The 17,608-nt window shown below is 53.9% G+C and carries 15 protein-coding genes and 1 other annotated feature; of the genes, 1 reads left to right on the top strand and 14 read right to left on the bottom strand.

Features of this window, described 5'->3' with window-relative positions; genetic code table 11:
• Positions 1 to 110 precede the first annotated feature (110 nt).
• The 8 genes from carB to lspA all read right to left on the bottom strand — a co-directional run bounded on the left by carB (position 111) and on the right by lspA (position 10,562).
• Entirely contained in the window at positions 111 to 3,320 is a 3,210-nt protein-coding gene (gene carB, locus FHS18_RS05545; protein ID WP_183597836.1) for a carbamoyl-phosphate synthase large subunit, read from the bottom strand.
• Positions 3,307 to 4,452 carry a carbamoyl phosphate synthase small subunit gene (locus FHS18_RS05540; RefSeq protein ID WP_183597834.1) on the bottom strand — a complete coding sequence of 382 codons (1,146 nt, stop codon included), beginning with the start codon at positions 4,450 to 4,452 and terminating at the stop codon, positions 3,307 to 3,309. The genes carB and FHS18_RS05540 overlap by 14 nt, the downstream gene beginning before the upstream one ends.
• 171 nt (positions 4,453 to 4,623) lie before the next feature.
• The gene (locus FHS18_RS05535; RefSeq protein ID WP_183597832.1) at positions 4,624 to 5,910 is read right to left on the bottom strand and encodes a dihydroorotase; all 1,287 of its coding nucleotides are present in this window, start codon (positions 5,908 to 5,910) and stop codon (positions 4,624 to 4,626) included.
• Positions 5,911 to 5,950: 40 nt separating this feature from the next.
• Positions 5,951 to 6,850, bottom strand: a complete 900-nt coding sequence (locus FHS18_RS05530) for an aspartate carbamoyltransferase catalytic subunit (protein ID WP_183597830.1) — start codon at positions 6,848 to 6,850, stop codon at positions 5,951 to 5,953.
• Between the two features lie 16 nt (positions 6,851 to 6,866).
• Entirely contained in the window at positions 6,867 to 7,418 is a 552-nt protein-coding gene (pyrR, locus tag FHS18_RS05525; RefSeq protein ID WP_183597828.1) for a bifunctional pyr operon transcriptional regulator/uracil phosphoribosyltransferase PyrR, read from the bottom strand.
• Between the two features lie 320 nt (positions 7,419 to 7,738).
• Positions 7,739 to 8,974 carry an LL-diaminopimelate aminotransferase gene (locus FHS18_RS05520; RefSeq protein WP_183597826.1) on the bottom strand — a complete coding sequence of 412 codons (1,236 nt, stop codon included), beginning with the start codon at positions 8,972 to 8,974 and terminating at the stop codon, positions 7,739 to 7,741.
• A 135-nt stretch (positions 8,975 to 9,109) separates the two neighbouring features.
• Complete coding sequence (locus FHS18_RS05515; RefSeq protein WP_183597824.1) at positions 9,110 to 10,084, bottom strand: RluA family pseudouridine synthase; 975 nt, start codon at positions 10,082 to 10,084, stop codon at positions 9,110 to 9,112.
• Positions 10,041 to 10,562, bottom strand: a complete 522-nt coding sequence (gene lspA / locus FHS18_RS05510) for a signal peptidase II (RefSeq protein ID WP_246427472.1) — start codon at positions 10,560 to 10,562, stop codon at positions 10,041 to 10,043. The genes FHS18_RS05515 and lspA overlap by 44 nt, the downstream gene beginning before the upstream one ends.
• A gap of 221 nt (positions 10,563 to 10,783) precedes the next feature.
• Between lspA and FHS18_RS05505 the strand changes: the two genes are divergently transcribed.
• Positions 10,784 to 11,494 (top strand): TraR/DksA C4-type zinc finger protein, encoded by a 711-nt coding sequence (locus FHS18_RS05505; protein WP_183597820.1) that lies wholly within the window; start codon positions 10,784 to 10,786, stop codon positions 11,492 to 11,494.
• 16 nt (positions 11,495 to 11,510) lie between these two features.
• Here the strand turns inward: FHS18_RS05505 and FHS18_RS05500 are convergent, their stop codons facing one another.
• The 6 genes from FHS18_RS05500 to FHS18_RS05475 form a co-directional block, all read right to left on the bottom strand.
• The gene (locus FHS18_RS05500) at positions 11,511 to 11,795 is read right to left on the bottom strand and encodes a DUF5665 domain-containing protein (protein WP_246427512.1); all 285 of its coding nucleotides are present in this window, start codon (positions 11,793 to 11,795) and stop codon (positions 11,511 to 11,513) included.
• 172 nt (positions 11,796 to 11,967) lie between these two features.
• The gene (ileS, locus tag FHS18_RS05495; protein WP_183597818.1) at positions 11,968 to 15,066 is read right to left on the bottom strand and encodes an isoleucine--tRNA ligase; all 3,099 of its coding nucleotides are present in this window, start codon (positions 15,064 to 15,066) and stop codon (positions 11,968 to 11,970) included.
• A gap of 55 nt (positions 15,067 to 15,121) precedes the next feature.
• Positions 15,122 to 15,417 (bottom strand) — a binding site (T-box leader).
• A gap of 75 nt (positions 15,418 to 15,492) precedes the next feature.
• The gene (locus tag FHS18_RS05490) at positions 15,493 to 15,993 is read right to left on the bottom strand and encodes a DivIVA domain-containing protein (protein ID WP_183597816.1); all 501 of its coding nucleotides are present in this window, start codon (positions 15,991 to 15,993) and stop codon (positions 15,493 to 15,495) included.
• Positions 15,994 to 16,075: 82 nt separating this feature from the next.
• Positions 16,076 to 16,855 (bottom strand): YlmH family RNA-binding protein, encoded by a 780-nt coding sequence (locus FHS18_RS05485; RefSeq protein WP_183597815.1) that lies wholly within the window; start codon positions 16,853 to 16,855, stop codon positions 16,076 to 16,078.
• Positions 16,852 to 17,109, bottom strand: coding sequence for a YggT family protein (locus FHS18_RS05480; RefSeq protein WP_409348540.1), 258 nt, complete (start codon positions 17,107 to 17,109; stop codon positions 16,852 to 16,854). The genes FHS18_RS05485 and FHS18_RS05480 overlap by 4 nt, the downstream gene beginning before the upstream one ends.
• A 16-nt stretch (positions 17,110 to 17,125) precedes the next feature.
• Positions 17,126 to 17,590, bottom strand: a complete 465-nt coding sequence (locus FHS18_RS05475) for a cell division protein SepF (RefSeq protein WP_183597812.1) — start codon at positions 17,588 to 17,590, stop codon at positions 17,126 to 17,128.
• Between the last annotated feature and the right edge of the window lie 18 nt (positions 17,591 to 17,608).

Here is a 17,608-nt window from a genome sequence, read left to right as displayed (position 1 = left end):
TCTACAACTTGTCAATAACGTCTGCCATTTTCGTTTTATTGCATGGCGAAAGCCTGCTTGTGGGCAGGCTTTCGCGGCCTTAAATGGCCAGGAATCATCTTATTAGTCGATTAAGCTTGCACGACTGGCATGGCTTTGGACGAGAAGTTGATCGTCTCCAGCATGTTCAGGAGCGCGCGAACCGTATCGAGGCTTGTCATACATACGACGCCGTTCTCAACCGCTTCGCGGCGAATCCGGAAGCCGTCACGCTCTGGTGTTTTACCTTTCGTGAGCGTATTGACGACGAAGTGTGCTTGCCCATCGCGGATCAGATCCAGAATGTTCGGCGTTCCTTCTGTCAACTTGTTCACATGCTTCACGCGAATACCCGCTGCTTCCAGCGCTGTAGCCGTTCCGCCTGTTGCGATAATGTTGTAGCCCAGTTCGTAGAAGCCGCGCAGAATCTCGATCGCTTCCGGCTTATCTTTGTCTGCTACAGTTGCGATAATCGCGCCAGTCGGCGGGATTTTCATACCTGCGCCGATGAGGCCTTTATACAGTGCTTTTGCATACTGTTGGTCGCGGCCCATAACTTCACCCGTCGATTTCATCTCAGGCGTCAGCGTAGGGTCAACGCGGCGAAGTTTCGCGAAGGAGAATACCGGCACTTTCACGGATACGTAGTCATCTTCCGGCGCCAAACCTTCTTGGTAGCCCAGGTCAGCCAGCTTCTGGCCAAGGATCGCTTTGGTCGCCAGATTCGCCATCGGAATGTTCGTTACTTTGCTCAGGAACGGCACGGTACGCGACGAACGAGGGTTAACCTCAATGACGTACACTTTCTCCTGGAAGATAACGAACTGGATGTTGACCAGACCGATGACGCGCAGTTCTTTGGCAATCTTGATCGTAATATCGACCATTTGCTGCTTCAGATCATCCGAGAGATGTTGCGGCGGGTACACCGCGATCGAGTCGCCGGAGTGAACGCCCGCGCGCTCGACATGCTCCATGATGCCTGGGATGAGAACCGTCTCGCCGTCGCAGATCGCGTCGACTTCCGCTTCTTTGCCGAGCATGTAGCGGTCGATCAGAACCGGATGCTCCGGATTGATTTTAACTGCTTGCACCATGTAGTTCAACAGCTCTTCGTCGGAGTAGACGATTTCCATTGCGCGTCCGCCAAGGACGTACGATGGACGTACCAGCACCGGATATCCAAGCCCTTGAGCCGTTCCTACCGCTTCGTCGACAGATGTTACGGTCTTGCCTTCCGGCTGAGCGATGTCCAGCTTGCGCAGAAGCGCTTCGAACTTCTTGCGGTCCTCGGCAGCGTCGATGCTCTCCAGATCCGAGCCCAAGATGCGTACGCCTGCTTTGGTCAGCGGTGCTGCCAGGTTGATGGCCGTCTGTCCGCCGAACTGCACGATAACGCCGATTGGCTTCTCTTGCTCGATGACGTTCATGACGTCCTCGAAGAACAGCGGTTCGAAGTAAAGGCGGTCACTTGTGGAGAAGTCTGTCGAGACTGTCTCCGGGTTGTTATTAATGATAACCGCTTCGTATCCAGCGTTCTGGATCGCCCATACGGCATGTACCGTCGAGTAGTCGAACTCGATCCCTTGGCCGATCCGGATCGGACCGGAGCCAAGCACCAGTACCTTCTCCTTCGTCGTTTCGGTCACTTCGTTCTCTGTCTCGTAAGTCGAGTAGTAGTACGGCGTTGTCGCTTCGAATTCTGCCGCGCACGTATCAACCATTTTGTAGACCGGCTTCAGGCCTTGGGACAGACGCAGTTCGCGGATGTCGAACTCGTTTGCAGCATTGCCGCCTTCTGTGCGGATCTCTGCGATCGAACGGTCCGAGAAGCCTTTGCGCTTCGCTGCATAGAGAAGCTCTTGCGTCAGCGCTGGCGCTGCGCGCAGTTGGTCTTCGAACTTCACGATGCCTTCGATCTTATCAAGGAACCACCAGTCGATATTCGTCAGGTCCTGAATATCTTGAAGCGTGTAACCGCGGCGGAATCCTTCCGCTACGAGGAACATCCGCTCGTCGTCAGGCTTCTGGAGGCGCAAGCGCAGCACGTCGTCATGCAGATCGGCTGCGTCCTTCAGGTGGATACGGTGTGCGCCGATCTCCAGGGAACGGACCGCTTTGTGCATGGACTCTTCGAACGTACGTCCGATTGCCATGACTTCGCCGGTCGCTTTCATCTGCGTTCCGAGTTTACGGTTCGCCGAAGTGAACTTGTCGAACGGCCAACGCGGGATTTTCGATACGATGTAGTCGAGTGTTGGCTCGAAGCATGCGTAAGTCTGGCCCGTTACCGGGTTCACAAGTTCGTCGAGCGTGTAACCTACAGCGATCTTCGCAGCCATCTTCGCGATCGGGTAGCCTGTCGCTTTGGAAGCAAGCGCGGACGAGCGGCTTACACGAGGGTTAACCTCGATGACATAGTATTGGTAGCTGAACGGATCTAGGGCGAACTGAACGTTACAACCGCCTTCGATATTCAGCGCACGGATAATTTTGAGTGACGCCGAACGGAGCATTTGATACTCGCGGTCAGACAGCGTCTGGCTTGGCGCTACGACGATGGAGTCGCCTGTATGAACGCCAACCGGGTCGAAGTTCTCCATGTTACATACGACGATACAGTTATCGTTCGCATCTCGCATAACTTCGTATTCGACTTCTTTCATGCCGGCGATCGATTTCTCGATCAAGCACTGGCTGATCGGGCTGTAACGGATACCGGAAGCAACCGTCTCCAGCAACTCTTCTTCGTTGGCGCAGATACCGCCGCCTGTACCGCCGAGCGTGTATGCGGGGCGAACGATGATCGGGTAGCCGATCTCGTTAGCGAAGTCAACTGCTGCTTCAACCGTCGTAACGATCGTGCTCTCTGGTACAGGTTGCTCCAGTTCACGCATCAGGTCGCGGAACAGGTCACGGTCTTCCGCTTTCTCGATCGCCGTAAGCTGCGTTCCGAGCAACTTCACGTTCTCGCGTTCCAGTACGCCAGCACGTGCCAGTTCGACTGCCATGTTGAGGCCAGTCTGACCGCCAAGCGTCGGGAGCAGGCCGTCCGGACGCTCTTGGCGAATGATTTGCGTTACGAAGTCGAGCGTGATTGGTTCGATATAGACACGGTCAGCCATGTTCGTGTCCGTCATGATTGTTGCCGGGTTGCTGTTGATCAGAACAACCTCGTAGCCTTCTTCCTTGAGCGCTTGGCAGGCTTGCGTACCTGCATAGTCGAACTCTGCTGCCTGGCCAATGACGATCGGGCCGGAGCCGATAACGAGAATCTTCTTCAGTTCTTTATTTTTGGGCATATTGCAGCTCTCCTCTCAATGCCTCCGCAAGCTGTGCTTGGCGCGGTTTCTGCGGGTTATTCTTCTTATGAGCGCGGATCATATCCAGGAATTCGTCGAACAGGTAGCTCGAATCGAACGGACCGGGCGCTGCTTCCGGATGGTACTGCACCGAGAAGGCCGGGAATTCCGTATGTTTAAGTCCTTCGATCGTACGGTCATTGTTGTTGATATGCGTGACTTCCAGCTTCGTTCCGGCTACGGTGTCGTCCAGTACGGTATAACCGTGGTTCTGGGAAGTGATGTAGCAGCGGTTCGTAGCGAGTTCTTTAACTGGGTGGTTACCGCCGCGGTGGCCGAATTTCAGCTTCGCTGTATCTGCGCCGCAAGCCAGAGCGAAGAGTTGGTGGCCAAGGCAGATACCGAAGATCGGATATTCGCCCAGCAGCTCTTGGATCATTGTGACTGCTTGCGGTACATCCTTCGGATCCCCAGGGCCGTTCGAGAGCTGAATGCCGTCTGGCTTCAGGCGGCGGATCTGGTCCGCTGTCGTATCATGAGGCACAACCACTACGTCGCAGCCGCGCTTCGTCAGTTCACGCAGAATGCCGCTCTTCGCGCCGAAGTCAACCAGTACGATCCGTTCGCGGTCGCCAGGGCTCGAGAAGATGCTGTTCGTCGAAGTGCGAGCCACTTGATCGCGCATGAGCGTCGTGCCGAGAAGTCGTTCTTGAAGCTCTTCAATGCGCTCGTTGCCAGTCGTGAGCAGGCCTTTCATCGTACCGTAGTGACGCAGTTTGCGCGTCAGCATCCGCGTGTCGATGTCGCTGATGCCTGGGATGCCGTATTCTTTGAGCAGGCGATCAAGCGTGTATTCTGCACGCCAGTTACTTGGCACCGGTTCGTGACGGCGTACGACGAAACCGTGGATGTAAGGGCGAACCGCCTCGAAGTCATCGCGCGTAATGCCGTAGTTGCCGATCAGCGGGTAAGTCATCGTTACGATCTGTCCGCAGTAGGACGGATCCGACAATACCTCTTGGTAACCTGTAATCCCTGTATTGAATACCACTTCGCCAGCGGATTGACCCTCGGCGCCAAAGCTCAAGCCTGTGAACAATGTGCCGTCTTCGAGCAGCAGTCTTGCTTGCATTCGTATCACTCCTTATAAGTTCTCTGCCTTGGTTCACGTTAGTACTTTCGTTCTTGAGCGAGCAGACAACTCGCCATGCAGCGTACGTTTACTATCGCCGTGACCTACCTTGCAGTCGTATGTGCGTAATATATTCTTCGAGAAGCTATATCGCCAAACGCCTTGGTCCGACTACTCGGACCAGACCACTTTACCATTCACGATCGTCGTTACCGGCCAGCCTTGCAGCTTCCAACCGGTGAACGGCGTATTCTTGCCTTTGGAGAGGAATGTGCTTGGATCCACTTCTTGTTCGCGCTCAAGATCTACGATCGTCAGATCCGCTGGCGCGCCGGCTTCAAGCTTGCCTTCGGCAAGGCCGAAAACGCGGGCCGGGTCTTGCGTCATCCGCTTCAGCAGGAAGCCGAGCGTCCACTTGCCGGTTGCGACGAACTTCGTGTAGAGCAGCGGGAACGCCGTCTCGAAGCCCGTGATGCCGAATGGAGCGAGCTGCATGCCGCGGGCCTTCTCTTCCGCGCTGTGCGGCGCATGGTCCGTGACGACGATGTCGAGCGTGCCGTCTTCCAATCCTTCGATGACCGCTTGCACATCGCGCGGCGTGCGAAGCGGAGGGTTCATTTTCCAATTCGCGTCCATGCTCGGGATATCCTCATCCGAAAGGATCAGGTGATGCGGACAAACCTCTGCAGTAACCTTGATGCCGATCTGCTTCGCGAGGCGGATCAAGCGAACCGACTGCTCCGTGCTCACATGGCACACATGGTAGTGTACGCCCGTTGCTTCGGCAAGCAGGATGTCACGGCCGACGTGGATCGCTTCCGACTCGTTCGGAATGCCCTTCAATCCGTTCTCCTTGGCGAACTTGCCTTCGGTAACCGCTGCGCCTTCGACAAGCGAGTCGTCTTCGCAGTGGGCGATGACCGGCATGCCGAGCGATTGCGCCATCGCCATCGCGTTCTTCATCATTTGCGCGTTCTGCACGCCGACGCCGTCATCGGTAAAGCCGATTGCGCCCGCTTCTTTCAGCGCCGCGAAGTCGGTCAGCTCGCGACCGAGTTCGTTCTTCGTGATCGCTGCGTAAGGCAGCACTTTGACGATACCGACTTCAGCCGTCTTATCCAATATGTAGCGGATCGTCTCAGGCGTGTCGATAACCGGTCTCGTATTCGGCATGCAGGCGATAGTCGTGAATCCGCCTTTGGCTGCCGATTGCGTGCCGCTTGCGATATCTTCTTTATATTCGAATCCTGGCTCGCGAAGATGGACGTGCATATCGATGAAGCCTGCCGATACGAGTTTGCCCGCAGCGTCGATGCTCTCATGCCCTTCCAGCTCAGGCAGTCCCGATCCCGCGTCGATGACCGTTTCGATCATGCTGCCTTCGAGACGAATGTGCTTCAGGGACAGCTTGCCTTCCGACTCGTTCCATACATTGCCGTTCAATATCCAAGTTGCCATTGCTCTATGTTCTCCCTTCGCTTATGAACCGTAACTTGATCTAGCTTAGTGCCCGCTCGATAACCGCCATCCGGATCGGCACGCCATTCTGCATCTGTGGAAAAATGCGCGATTGCGGACATTCCACCAGCTCATCGTCAATCTCGACGCCGCGGTTGATCGGGGCAGGGTGCATGATGATCGCGTGCGGAGCCATTCGCTTGGCACGCTCGACCGTCAGTCCATACTGCGTCCTGTAATCCTCGGCCGACTTGATTATCCCGCCTTCATGGCGTTCCAGTTGTACCCGCAGCATCATGACGACATCCGCTTTCAGCGCCTCATCGATCGCAATGTGCTCCACATCCAGCTCAGGGGCCGTCATGTTCGCCGGCGCGCAGAACTTCACGTTCGCGCCAAGTTTCTTCAGCGCCCAGAGGTTGGAGCGTGCAACCCGGCTGTGCATGACGTCGCCGATGATCGACACGTTCAGGCCGCGCAGTTCACCGAATTGCTTGCGCATGGTGTACAGATCCAGAAGCGCTTGCGTCGGATGTTCGTTGTTGCCATCGCCCGCATTGATCAGGGGCACTTTAATCTTCGTTGCGATATCGGCCAGCACGCCGATCGGCTTCAGCCGGATTACGCCTGCGTCAATGCCCATCGACTCCAACGTGCGCACCGTATCGTAGATCGATTCGCCCTTCTGTACGCTCGATACCGCAGCCGAGAAGTTCAGCACTTCCGCCCCAAGCCGCTTCTCCGCCACTTCGAAGGAGAACCTTGTTCTCGTGCTGTTCTCGAAGAACATGTTCGCTACGAATTTGCCGTTCAGTACGCCGTTTACTTTCTCGGGTTGAGCCTCCCAGTAGGCAGCTCGGTCAAGAATCGAGACGATTTCTTCTTTATCAAGCTCTTTCAAACCGAGTAGGCTGCGTTGTCGCAAGGTTGTCATGGTCATCTTTAGCTTGCCCCCTCTAATGGAGTATGGTTACTTTATCTTCGTTATCGATTTCGATAAGGGAAACTTCAATTTCTTCTTGTTTGGATGTCGGCACATTCTTGCCCACATAATCCGGCCGGATCGGCAGTTCCCGATGTCCCCGGTCGACCAGTACCGCCAGCTGTATGGTCTGCGGCCTGCCACAATCCATCACTGCGTCCATCGCCGCTCGGATCGTACGCCCTGTGTAGAGCACATCGTCGAACAAGATAACCCGCTTGTCCTGCACCTGAAGGAGCGGCGCGTTGCAGTCCGATGCGGCACTCTCACCCTCTGCACCTGCGTTCTTGCCCGATTGGCGGTCGTCGCGATAAGAGGTAATGTCGAGTTCGCACACTTCGATCGGCATGCCTTCGATTTCTTGGATCCGCTCGGCAATTCGCTCCGCAAGGTAAATGCCTCTTGTCCGAATCCCGACCAGCAGGCAGCCTTCGATCCCTTTGTTCTTCTCCACAATCTCGTGGGCAATCCGAGTCAACGCCCGCCGTATTGCTGTTTCATCCATCAGGATGCGCTCTTCACTCATCTTGGATTCCACCTTCATGTTCTAAATCCGGCTAACAAAAAAACTCCTTGCGTAGTGCGCAAGGAGTGCGGTAGTTATTCGACTCGTCAGATGCATAGATATAGACAGCCCCTATGTACATACGCATAGATTCCGCCCATTCACCGTAACGATTCAACTATTCACGCTACCTTGCCAGCCTCTCTGGACTGATCTTAAAGGTACTGTTGTTCATTACAGGAATTATGCCATGACGTGATATATATGTCAATAGACAAGCCCGAACTCATTCAAAAACATTGTCGAATGAGCGCGGGCTTTCGTCCACTGCTTATATTCTGTTACAGACTCAGCTTTTTGATACGCTCTACGGCTTTCTCCGTATTCTCACGGCTGCCGAATGCCGTCAGGCGGAAGTAGCCTTGGCCGCTTTGGCCGAAGCCAACGCCCGGCGTACCTACGATATGCGCTTCCGACAGCAGCTTATCGAAGAATGCCCACGAATCAAGACCGTTCGGCGTCTTGAGCCAAATGTAAGGAGCGTTCACGCCGCCGAATACTTCAAGACCGATCGAAGCCAAGCCTTCGCGGATGATGCTTGCGTTCGTCATGTAGTAATCGATCAGCGATTTGATTTGCTCTTTGCCTTCTTCCGAATAGATCGCAGCTGCGCCGCGCTGTGTCACATAAGACACGCCGTTGAATTTCGTCGTGTGGCGACGGTTCCACATATCGTTGATCAGCACGATGTTGCCGTTCTCGTCTTTGCCTTTCAGCTCGCGAGGAACGACCGTGTACGCGCAACGAACGCCCGTGAAGCCTGCAGTCTTCGAGAAACTGCGGAATTCGATCGCTACTTCCTTCGCGCCTTCGATCTCATAGATGCTGCGCGGTACGCCTTCCTCTTGAATGAATGCTTCATAAGCGGAATCGTACAAGATGATGCAGTCGTTCGCTTTGGCATAGTCGACCCATACTTTAAGCTGCTCTTTGGACAGTGTCATCCCTGTCGGATTGTTCGGGTAGCAGAGGTAGATCAGGTCAACTTTGCGGTCAGGCAGGCTTGGCGTGAAATCGTTCTCTGCGCTTGTCGGCAGGTATACGATGTTCTCGTATTGGCCTTTCTCCTTGTTGAACTTGCCCGAACGGCCAGCCATGACGTTCGTATCCACGTACACCGGGTATACCGGGTCTTGTACCGCGACAACGGAATCTTGGCTGAAGATCTCCTGGATGTTGCCCACGTCGCACTTCGAACCGTCGCTGACGAATACTTCGTTCGCTGCGATGTCGATGCCGCGCGCTTTGTAATCATTCTCGATGATGGCATTGATCAGGAAATCATAGCCCTGCTCTGGGCCGTAACCGCGGAAGGAGCTCGCTTCTGCAAGCTCGTCCACAGCCGCGTGCATCGCTTTCGTTATCGCGTCTGGAAGGCCGCGCGTAACGTCGCCAATCCCGAGGCTAATAATTTGCGCGTCCGGGTTGTCTTGGATAAACTTCGTGCGGCGCTTGGCGATCTCAGCGAAAAGGTAGCTGCCTTGCAGCTCCGTATAATTGTGATTAATTTGTGTCATTCGTCGATTCACTCACCTTTCATCGTATCGCAGTATACATGCTTAATCGCTACAATCATAGCGTACTTGACAGGTGAACATAATAAATTTTTTGGTGAAAAGTTTGCACTATTCTTCATCGGCAGACGCGGAATGCTAGCTCTGACGCAGCAGCGTAATCTCATGCATCATATCTGCCGGAATCGGCGCCTCGAACAACTTCTCTTCGCCCGAGCGAGGATGGGTGAATCCGAGTACTTGCGCATGAAGCGCTTGGCCCTTCAAGGCAATCGTCTTGCTGCGGCCGTACACGGGGTCGCCGGCGAGCGGATGCCCGATATATTTCATATGTACGCGAATCTGGTGCGTGCGGCCGGTTTCAAGCTGGAGCTCCATAAGCGTATAATCGCCGAATCTCTCCATGACCGTAAAATGCGTCACCGCATGCTTGCTGCCTTTCTCCGTTACGGTGAACAACTTGCGGTCCTTCGGGTCCCGACCGATCGGCGCATCGATTGTTCCGTTGTCGTGCGGAACATTGCCGTGAACAAGCGCAACGTATCGGCGGTTAACGGAGTGAACCTTCAACTGCGCCGCCAAGGAAGCGTGCGCCAGATCGTTCTTCGCGATCATGAGCAGGCCCGATGTATCCTTATCGATCCGGTGCACGATGCCGGGACGCATGACGCCGTTAATGCCCGAGAGATCCTTGCAATGATACATCAGCGCGTTAACGACCGTACCGGAAGGATGCCCCGGCGCCGGATGCACCACCATGCCTCTTGGCTTATTGATGACGATGACGTCCGAATCTTCATAAATGATATCGAGCGGAATATTCTCGGGATCAATCGTCGCGCTCTCCGGTTCTGGAACCGTCACCACAATCGTATCCCCGTCTGCCAGCTTGTAATTCGGCTTGACGGTACGACCGTTCACCAATACGGCAGCGTTCTTGATCCAATCCTGCACCTGCGTGCGCGAAATGGATTCATCATACATATTTTCCGTTACGAACTTGTCCAGACGTTCCCCCGCTTCATCTGCGCGAACGACGAATTCGATCGGTTCGTCGCCGTTCTCTTCATTAATGAAGTGGTCGTTCTGGCTGGTTTCCATCAGGTTGTCCATTTGTTTCACTCGTTTCTTTATTCTCATTCTTCATGTTCAGTACCGAATCAAGCAGGATCAGTCCGACACCGATACAGATCGCGGTATCCGCCAGGTTAAAGATCGGGAAGACGTACGTACCGAAAGTGAACTGCAAGAAATCGACGACTTCCCCGTACAACGCGCGATCCAGGAAGTTGCCGACCGCACCGCCCAATACAAGTCCAAGCCCCGTCAGCAGAAGTTTCTGCCCGTGTTTATTGCGCTGTATATACCAAACAATTGCCGAGACGACAACCAGCGTAATGATAATAAATAAGAACCGTTGGTTTTGCAAAATACCGAATGCCGCGCCCTTGTTCCGAAGGGACGTAATAACGAAGAAATCGCCGATCACCGGAATGATATCGCCAATTTCCATCTGGTACTCCACGATTTTTTTCGTGATCAAATCAATTACAAATACGAATAGCGCGATCCAATAGTAGTATAATCGCAAGTCACCACTCCCCCTCGTCCCAAACATTGTAGCATATTAGCCTGCCGCTAACCAGCGAATACCAAGCATCCCGACAGGCTTGTCTTATGCAAGGCCAATGCTGCCAATACTGCCGGGAACTTGAATGCGCCGCCCCTTCTAAAAAGAGCCCGCGAGGACCAAACTAACAGCGTTATCTTCATCTGCCGTTATCTGATTCCATTCGAAGGATGTGCGATTGCATGAGTCATCTGACACAACAACAGCTGGGCGAACTAAGAGGCGTCCTTGAAGCCGAGAAGCAGCTTATTGAGGAACGACTAGCCAATAACGAGCATTACGGGCTTGCAGGTTCGGAACGTGACGAGACCGGCGAACTGTCGACCATTGACAATCACCCTGCGGATGTCGCGACCGAAACCTTCGAGCGTGCGAAAGATATCGCGCTGCTGGAGCAAGAGGATCTGCACCTTGCCCGTATTACCGCAGCGCTCGACGCCATGGATAACGGAACATACGGCATTTGCCAAGCTTCCGGACAGCCGATTCCTTACGAACGTCTCCAAGCTTTGCCCGAATCGCTCTATGCGGTCGAATTCGCGCCGAGACAAGAATTATCGTCGAATCGCCCCGTCGAAGAGGAATTTCTATCCCCGCCGTTCGGACGTTCTAGCTTGGATGAACATGAATACAACGGATTCGACGGCGAAGATGCCTGGCAGATCGTCGAGAGTTGGGGCAACTCCGACTCCCCTGCCTATTCAGAGAACCGCGATGTCGACTCCTATGACAGCGTCGGGATCGAGGCAGGCGAGCATGACGGCTATGTCGAAGCGATCGAGAGCTTCCTGGCTACCGATATTACGGGCAGCCATGTCAGCGTCGTCCGTAACAAGGAATACTACAATTATTTGGACAATGACGAAGGCGATCACGAGCTTGAGTTAATGTAATGCGCGTTAGCGGCAGCTAATACGTCTTTACATCCAATTGGTGTTGAACGATCCGGACGATGTCCGCGATGTAATCGCCGATAATTGGAAGATTGAGCGCGCCGAGCATCTGGAGCACATATACGATCGTTGCCGCGAAAAAGGTAAAACCGACGGCAATGCCGACGCCTCTGGCCGTTCCAGCCAGAAGGTTGCGCCAAATTAAGGATAAGGGCCGGTTCAGCAATTCGACATACTCCGCCATTTGCGACCGTTCCATATCTTCAGCTACCTTCATTAACCGCCGATCGAGCAAATCCATCGATCGTCTGATCGCGCTCATATCTTTGACCTCTTCGCTCAAGCTCCAATTCCCCTCTCGCTAAAGTTGCATAAGAACGCCCATGCACGCGATGACCGGAGACGGCCTCAGCCGTCCCCATCATCGTCTGCATGGGCGTTCGCTTTGTTGTCGCTATTTAATATGTCCTAACTTACACAATTTGTATCCCGATTTCTTTTTCGCCGAGCGATACCCGTTCCATCTGCTCTGCCGTTCCGTACTCGACTTTGCTGACGAGGACGCTGTCGAACAACACCGATTCGAACGCAGCGAGCGCTTCGCGAAGCTCCTGATCGACGTCGAGCACGAGATGAATCCGTTTCTCGATCGGCAAATCCAGCTTCTTGCGCGTATCCTGAACGGCACGAATCACTTCACGGACCCAGCCTTCCTGAACAAGCTCCGGCGTGATGTCGGTATTCAGCGCCACCGTCAACTGGTATCCGGAAGCCGATGCAAACCCTGCCTTAGCCTGCTTCTCCACGAGCAGCTCATCTTGCGTGATCGTCAGCGTCTCGCCTTCGCCGCTCGTGAAAGTCAACTCGCCTGCACGCACCGCTTCGCTCGTCTGCTCAGGGGTAAGCGACTTCAGATAGCCTTGGATCGGACCGACATGCTTGCCGTACTTCTTGCCTGCAACCTTCAGGTTGAGCTTGAACGTAAAATCAACGAATCCGCTGTCGCCGCTTGCGATCTTGATCGACTTGACGTTGATCTCATCCTGAATGATCGCTTCGTAATCGGACAGATCGAAATCACGGTCGAGGGCAACGATCAGCTCGGAGAGCGGTTGCCGCGTCTTCAGGCTGTTCTCGTTGCGGACGTTGCGCGCTAGCTCGACGATCTGGCGGGCCGTCTCCATGTCACGCTCAAGCACCTCGTCGATGGCCGAATCGTCGGCTTTCGGGTAATCGGCCAGATGAACGCTGTTCGTATCTCCGCTCAGATTACCATATACATCGTCAGCAAGCAGCGGCGCGAATGGCGCGATTAGCTTCGCGAGAGTAACCAGCACTTGCTGCAGCGTACCGTATGCGTCTAGCTTATCATCCGTCAATCCGCTGCCCCAGAAACGGTCGCGGGAACGGCGGATATACCAGTTGCTAAGCTCGTCGACGAATGCTTCGATCGCCTTGGCAGGATTCAGGAAGTCGTTGACCGCGAGGCCTTTCTCCACGACTTTGATCAAGCTGTTCAGACGGGAAACAATCCAGCGGTCGAGCTTCACATCGGATACGCGAGGCGCAGCCGTCGCTGGATCATAGCCATCGATAGATGCATACAGCGCGAAGAAGGCATGCGTATTGACGATCGTATCGATAACTTTGGATTTGGCATCGCCTACGATGCCGCGCGAGAAACGTTTGCTGTTCCATGGCGCGCTGTCGGACAGAAGCGCCCAACGGAATGCATCCGTGCCGTACTCGTTGATGATTTCCCAAGGATCGATAACATTCCCTTTCGACTTGGACATCTTCTGTCCGTTCTCATCGAGAATATGGCCCGTCGATAATACCGCTTTGTACGGCGCTTTGCCGTTATACAAGGTCGATACCGCGAGCAAGCTGAAGAACCAACCGCGCGTCTGGTCGATGCCTTCGCAGATGATGTCCGCCGGATATTGCTCTTCGAACTTCGCCGTATCGCCGAATGGATAGAACTGCTGCGCGAACGGCATCGAGCCGCTATCGAACCAGACGTCGATCACTTCGGACGTACGCGTCATGACGCCGCCTTCGCAATGCGGGCAATGCAGCTTCACTTCATCCACATACGGCTTGTGCAGTTCAATATCTTCCGAGATTGGCGCAATCGATTTGGACACGAGATCTGCACGGCTGTTCGGCGCGTACTGACCGTCGCAGCTTTCGCATACCCAGACGTTCAGCGGCGTGCCCCAGTAACGGTTACGGCTGATATTCCAATCCACGAGATCCTCGAGGAATTTGCCGAAACGACCCTCTCGCAGATGGCCTGGATACCATTCCACGCTGTTGTTGTTGGCGATCAGCTGATCTTTCACCTTCGTCGTCTCGATGAACCAACTTTCGGTCGCATAGTAGATGAGCGGTGTCTTACAACGCCAGCAGAAAGGATAGCTGTGCTCGTAACGCTCTTTGGAGAACAAGAGCGCACGTTCGCTCAGCATTTTGACGATCTCGATATCGGTTTGCGGATCCTTGACGAATCGGCCTGCGAGATCGGATACGACATCCGTATATTTGCCCGCGTTATCGATGACATTGAGGAACCCTACATTGTTCGCGCGCGAAACCTTGTAGTCGTCATCCCCGTGTGCCGGCGCGATATGAACGATACCCGTACCGCTCGACGCCGTGACGAAATCGCCTGGGATGATCTGATGGCCATTCTCAACCGTTGCATAACGGAAAGGAGGCAGGTACGAAAGGCCGACAAGTTCGGCGCCTTTGATCTTGTTGCCAACTTCATGCTCGCCCTTGAACACGCTCTCGACCAAATCTTCGGCGACGATATACGTTTCGTTCGAAGCTGTCACATAAACGTAAGTCAGCTCCGGATTAACAGCTAGCGCTACATTTGCCGGCAAAGTCCAAGGCGTCGTCGTCCAGGCAAGGACGAATGCGTCCTGATCCGCAAGCTTGAATTTGACCGTAGCGCTAAGATCCTTCACGTCTTCGTAGCCTTGGGCAACCTCATGCGAGCTGAGCGTCGTCTGGCAGCAAGGGCAGTATGGACTTACGCGGTGCCCTCTGTAGAGCAGCCCTTTGCCATGAATCGTAGAGAGAATATTCCATACGGACTGGATGTAGTCGTTATTAAGCGTGATGTATGGATCGTCCATGTCGGTCCAGTAAGCGATCGCTTCGGTCAGATCGCGCCACTGCCGTTCGTATTCGAACACGCTGTCTTTGCACTTCTTGATGAACGCTTCAATGCCGTACTTTTCGATCTCCTGCTTGCCCGAGATGCCAAGCTGCTTCTCGACGCCTAGCTCGACCGGCAGACCGTGCGTATCCCAGCCCGCCTTGCGGACGACGCGATAGCCGGACATCGTTTTGTAACGACAGATGAAGTCCTTGATGACGCGGCCCAGTACGTGCCCGATATGAGGCGCGCCATTCGCTGTCGGAGGCCCTTCGTAGAATACGAAGTTTTGGGCGCCTTCCCGATTCTCGATCGACTTCTTGAATGTATCTTCAGCCTGCCACTTACCTAACACCCGCAGTTCACGGGCTCTTGCTTTCTCTTTGACGTCTACGCGTTGCATGCGCACTACCCCTTCTTCAGTCATCTTGAATAAAAATAAAAAAAAGCCCATCCCGAAAAGGGACGAGGCTTATGCTCGCGTTACCACCCTTGTTCCGCATCCGTCGAATGAAATCAGCCTCTTCGCTAGAAGAACTCGCCATTCGAATAATACGGCACCTTAGTCACCAAACCTGTGGTCTGATGTTCCTTGTAACGGCGGACACCCGGCGTCGCTTAGCTATGCAACTCATAGTTCGGCGGCGCATCTCGGAGAGGATCTTCAGCCACGGCCTGAACACCGGCTTGCAGCAAATACCGGCTCTCTGGGGAACAAACCAATTGGCGTACTCGTTCTCGTCATCAATGTTCACAATTGTGATTCCAATAATTATTACTAGTTATACGCCATTCTTCATGAAAAGTCAACGCGCCTACGCGGTCTACCTTAAGATTCGCGGTTCACTTCTGCCGGTAGCTGATGGCTGTGGTTGTCCAGCGTATCCCAACCTTCTTGGCTAAGCAAGTCTAACTGTGCTTCAACCAACGTACGGAAACGCGCGCGATAGATCGAAGCTTGCTTCTTCAGCTCTTCCACCTCGAGCGATACCTTACGCGACTTGGACAGCGATTCGTTAATAATGCGGTCTGCGTTCTTCTCCGCTTCCTTCACGATCAGCTGCGCTTCCTTCTTCGCGTTGTTCTTCACTTCATCGGCGGCTTCCTGCGCGACGATAATCGTCTTGCTCAATGTCTCTTCGATATTCGAGAAGTGGTTCAGCTTCTCTTGAAGACTAAGCGCCTGATTCTGCAGTTCTTTGTTCTCGCGAATGAGCGCCTCGTAATCTTTAATGACTTGGTCGAGAAACTCATTCACTTCATCTTCATCGTAACCGCGAAGTCGTCTGCCGAATTCCTTATTATGTATGTCCAATGGCGTAAGCGGCATTGGCGCACCTCCTAGATCTAATGGGTTCATCCGAATTTACTGACTCAAATTCGACAGATTTACCCAAATTCCTGCACTGCACTCAACTATATTTGCCGACATTCACGCGGAGCCTGCCTTTTTTGGTCATTCCTTCGATAGTTATCACCTTAAATCTGCCAAGTCCCTGTATCGAAATGACATCGCCAGCCTTAAGCTGCGCGGAAGGATCTTCTTCCACCTTCCAGTTCACGCGGCATCTCCCTGCCCGGATCGGATCGACGATCTTGGCCCGGCTGATCCGGTGTACATCGCTCGCGATGCCGTCAAGACGCAAAGAAGCCACCGATAAGTTCATCATTTCCAATTCCACTCCGGCTACTCGCAGCTCAGATAGTGGAAGGATGTCCGTAAGGACATGAACCCGGTGGACCTGCCGCAGATGAATGTTCAAGTACTCGGCAATTTCTTCAGCTACAAGACAATGCGCCAACTCCGGATGAATATGTAAGTCACCGATCCGGTCCCGCTTGATGCCAAGACCGAGAAGGGCGCCGAGGAAATCGCCATGGTCGAGCTCCAGATGCCCCTGACTGCCGGCAGTGACCGCAAGCAAGGCAATACCTGCCGGCTCATCGTCAATCACTCTGTAATCAGGGGCAATGATCGCGCGCTTGCGTTCTGCTTCCTCGTATCCGCCGGACAGCATGAGCTGGACATCATAGCGGTTCGCGATGCTCGTCAAGATCTCAAGCTGGCGCGGGTCCAGAAAATCCGTCCGTCTCAGCTCATGGGCGTAAGCTGCCCGCTCCACCCATTCCACTGCCCGGTCCACGAACGGCCGCTCGTCCGGATGAAAATGAACGTACGTTTCATGCTTCATACGAAGAAATCAATAATCGCCACGATCCCCATCGTAACAAAATGCAGGGCGAACAGCGCTACGATCGGCGATAGGTCAAGCATGCCGCCGATGGGCGGGATAATGCGGCGGAACGGCGTGAGATACGGCTCTACCAGCTTCGACAGCCATTCGCCGATGAAACTCTCGCGTGCATTGGGCAGCCAGGAAAGCAAAATATAGCCGATGATCATATACCGGTAAATATTCTCAAGTGTGTAGATTACGCCTGCGATTTCATTCAAATCAAGGTCACCTCATTTTTTTGTAGTCGGCCTCTTCTGTCAGCATTTCCGATATGGTGCCTTGAATATCAACGGTGTCCGGTGTGCACAGGAAAATATTCGGACCCAGCTTGGAGATGCTTCCGTTCAGGGCATATACGGTTCCCCCGAGAAAATCCACGATCCGCAGGGCGATATCGGTACGGACGCGCTGCAGGTTGACGACAACCGAACGCCGATTCCTTAAGTGATCAGCGATCTCCTGCGCTTCGTCATAGGATCTTGGCTCGTTCAGTACGACACGGACATTCTTCTGGGAATGGATGCTGACTACGTTACCCGCTCTTGTTGTATGTTTACGCGCTTCGAATGGAGTGGTTTCAACATCCTGATCCTCCTGATCCATACGGGCCGGTTCGATTTTTTCCTTCTCTACGAATTCCTCATCCTCCTGCAGGCCGAGAAAATTCATAAACCGGTTAATAACGCTCATTCTTACTCCTCCTTCATA

It is taken from the genome of Paenibacillus phyllosphaerae (assembly GCF_014192105.1).
GTDB classification, from domain to species: domain Bacteria; phylum Bacillota; class Bacilli; order Paenibacillales; family Paenibacillaceae; genus Paenibacillus_Z; species Paenibacillus_Z phyllosphaerae.
The sequence above is the reverse complement of the archived record's forward strand: the minus strand, read 5'-3'. Positions and strand labels throughout refer to the sequence as shown.

Excerpts from the sequence above, each read along its gene's own strand:
- carB (WP_183597836.1), bottom strand. The coding sequence starts at position 3,320 with ATGCCCAAAAATAAAGAACTGAAGAAGATTCTCGTTATCGGCTCCGGC.
- FHS18_RS05540 (WP_183597834.1), bottom strand. The coding sequence starts at position 4,452 with ATGCAAGCAAGACTGCTGCTCGAAGACGGCACATTGTTCACAGGCTTG.
- FHS18_RS05535 (WP_183597832.1), bottom strand. The coding sequence starts at position 5,910 with ATGGCAACTTGGATATTGAACGGCAATGTATGGAACGAGTCGGAAGGC.
- FHS18_RS05530 (WP_183597830.1), bottom strand. The coding sequence starts at position 6,850 with ATGACCATGACAACCTTGCGACAACGCAGCCTACTCGGTTTGAAAGAG.
- pyrR (WP_183597828.1), bottom strand. The coding sequence starts at position 7,418 with ATGAGTGAAGAGCGCATCCTGATGGATGAAACAGCAATACGGCGGGCG.
- FHS18_RS05520 (WP_183597826.1), bottom strand. The coding sequence starts at position 8,974 with ATGACACAAATTAATCACAATTATACGGAGCTGCAAGGCAGCTACCTT.
- FHS18_RS05515 (WP_183597824.1), bottom strand. The coding sequence starts at position 10,084 with ATGGACAACCTGATGGAAACCAGCCAGAACGACCACTTCATTAATGAA.
- FHS18_RS05505 (WP_183597820.1), top strand. The coding sequence starts at position 10,784 with ATGAGTCATCTGACACAACAACAGCTGGGCGAACTAAGAGGCGTCCTT.
- FHS18_RS05500 (WP_246427512.1), bottom strand. The coding sequence starts at position 11,795 with ATGGATTTGCTCGATCGGCGGTTAATGAAGGTAGCTGAAGATATGGAA.
- ileS (WP_183597818.1), bottom strand. The coding sequence starts at position 15,066 with ATGCAACGCGTAGACGTCAAAGAGAAAGCAAGAGCCCGTGAACTGCGG.
- FHS18_RS05490 (WP_183597816.1), bottom strand. The coding sequence starts at position 15,993 with ATGCCGCTTACGCCATTGGACATACATAATAAGGAATTCGGCAGACGA.
- FHS18_RS05485 (WP_183597815.1), bottom strand. The coding sequence starts at position 16,855 with ATGAAGCATGAAACGTACGTTCATTTTCATCCGGACGAGCGGCCGTTC.
- FHS18_RS05475 (WP_183597812.1), bottom strand. The coding sequence starts at position 17,590 with ATGAGCGTTATTAACCGGTTTATGAATTTTCTCGGCCTGCAGGAGGAT.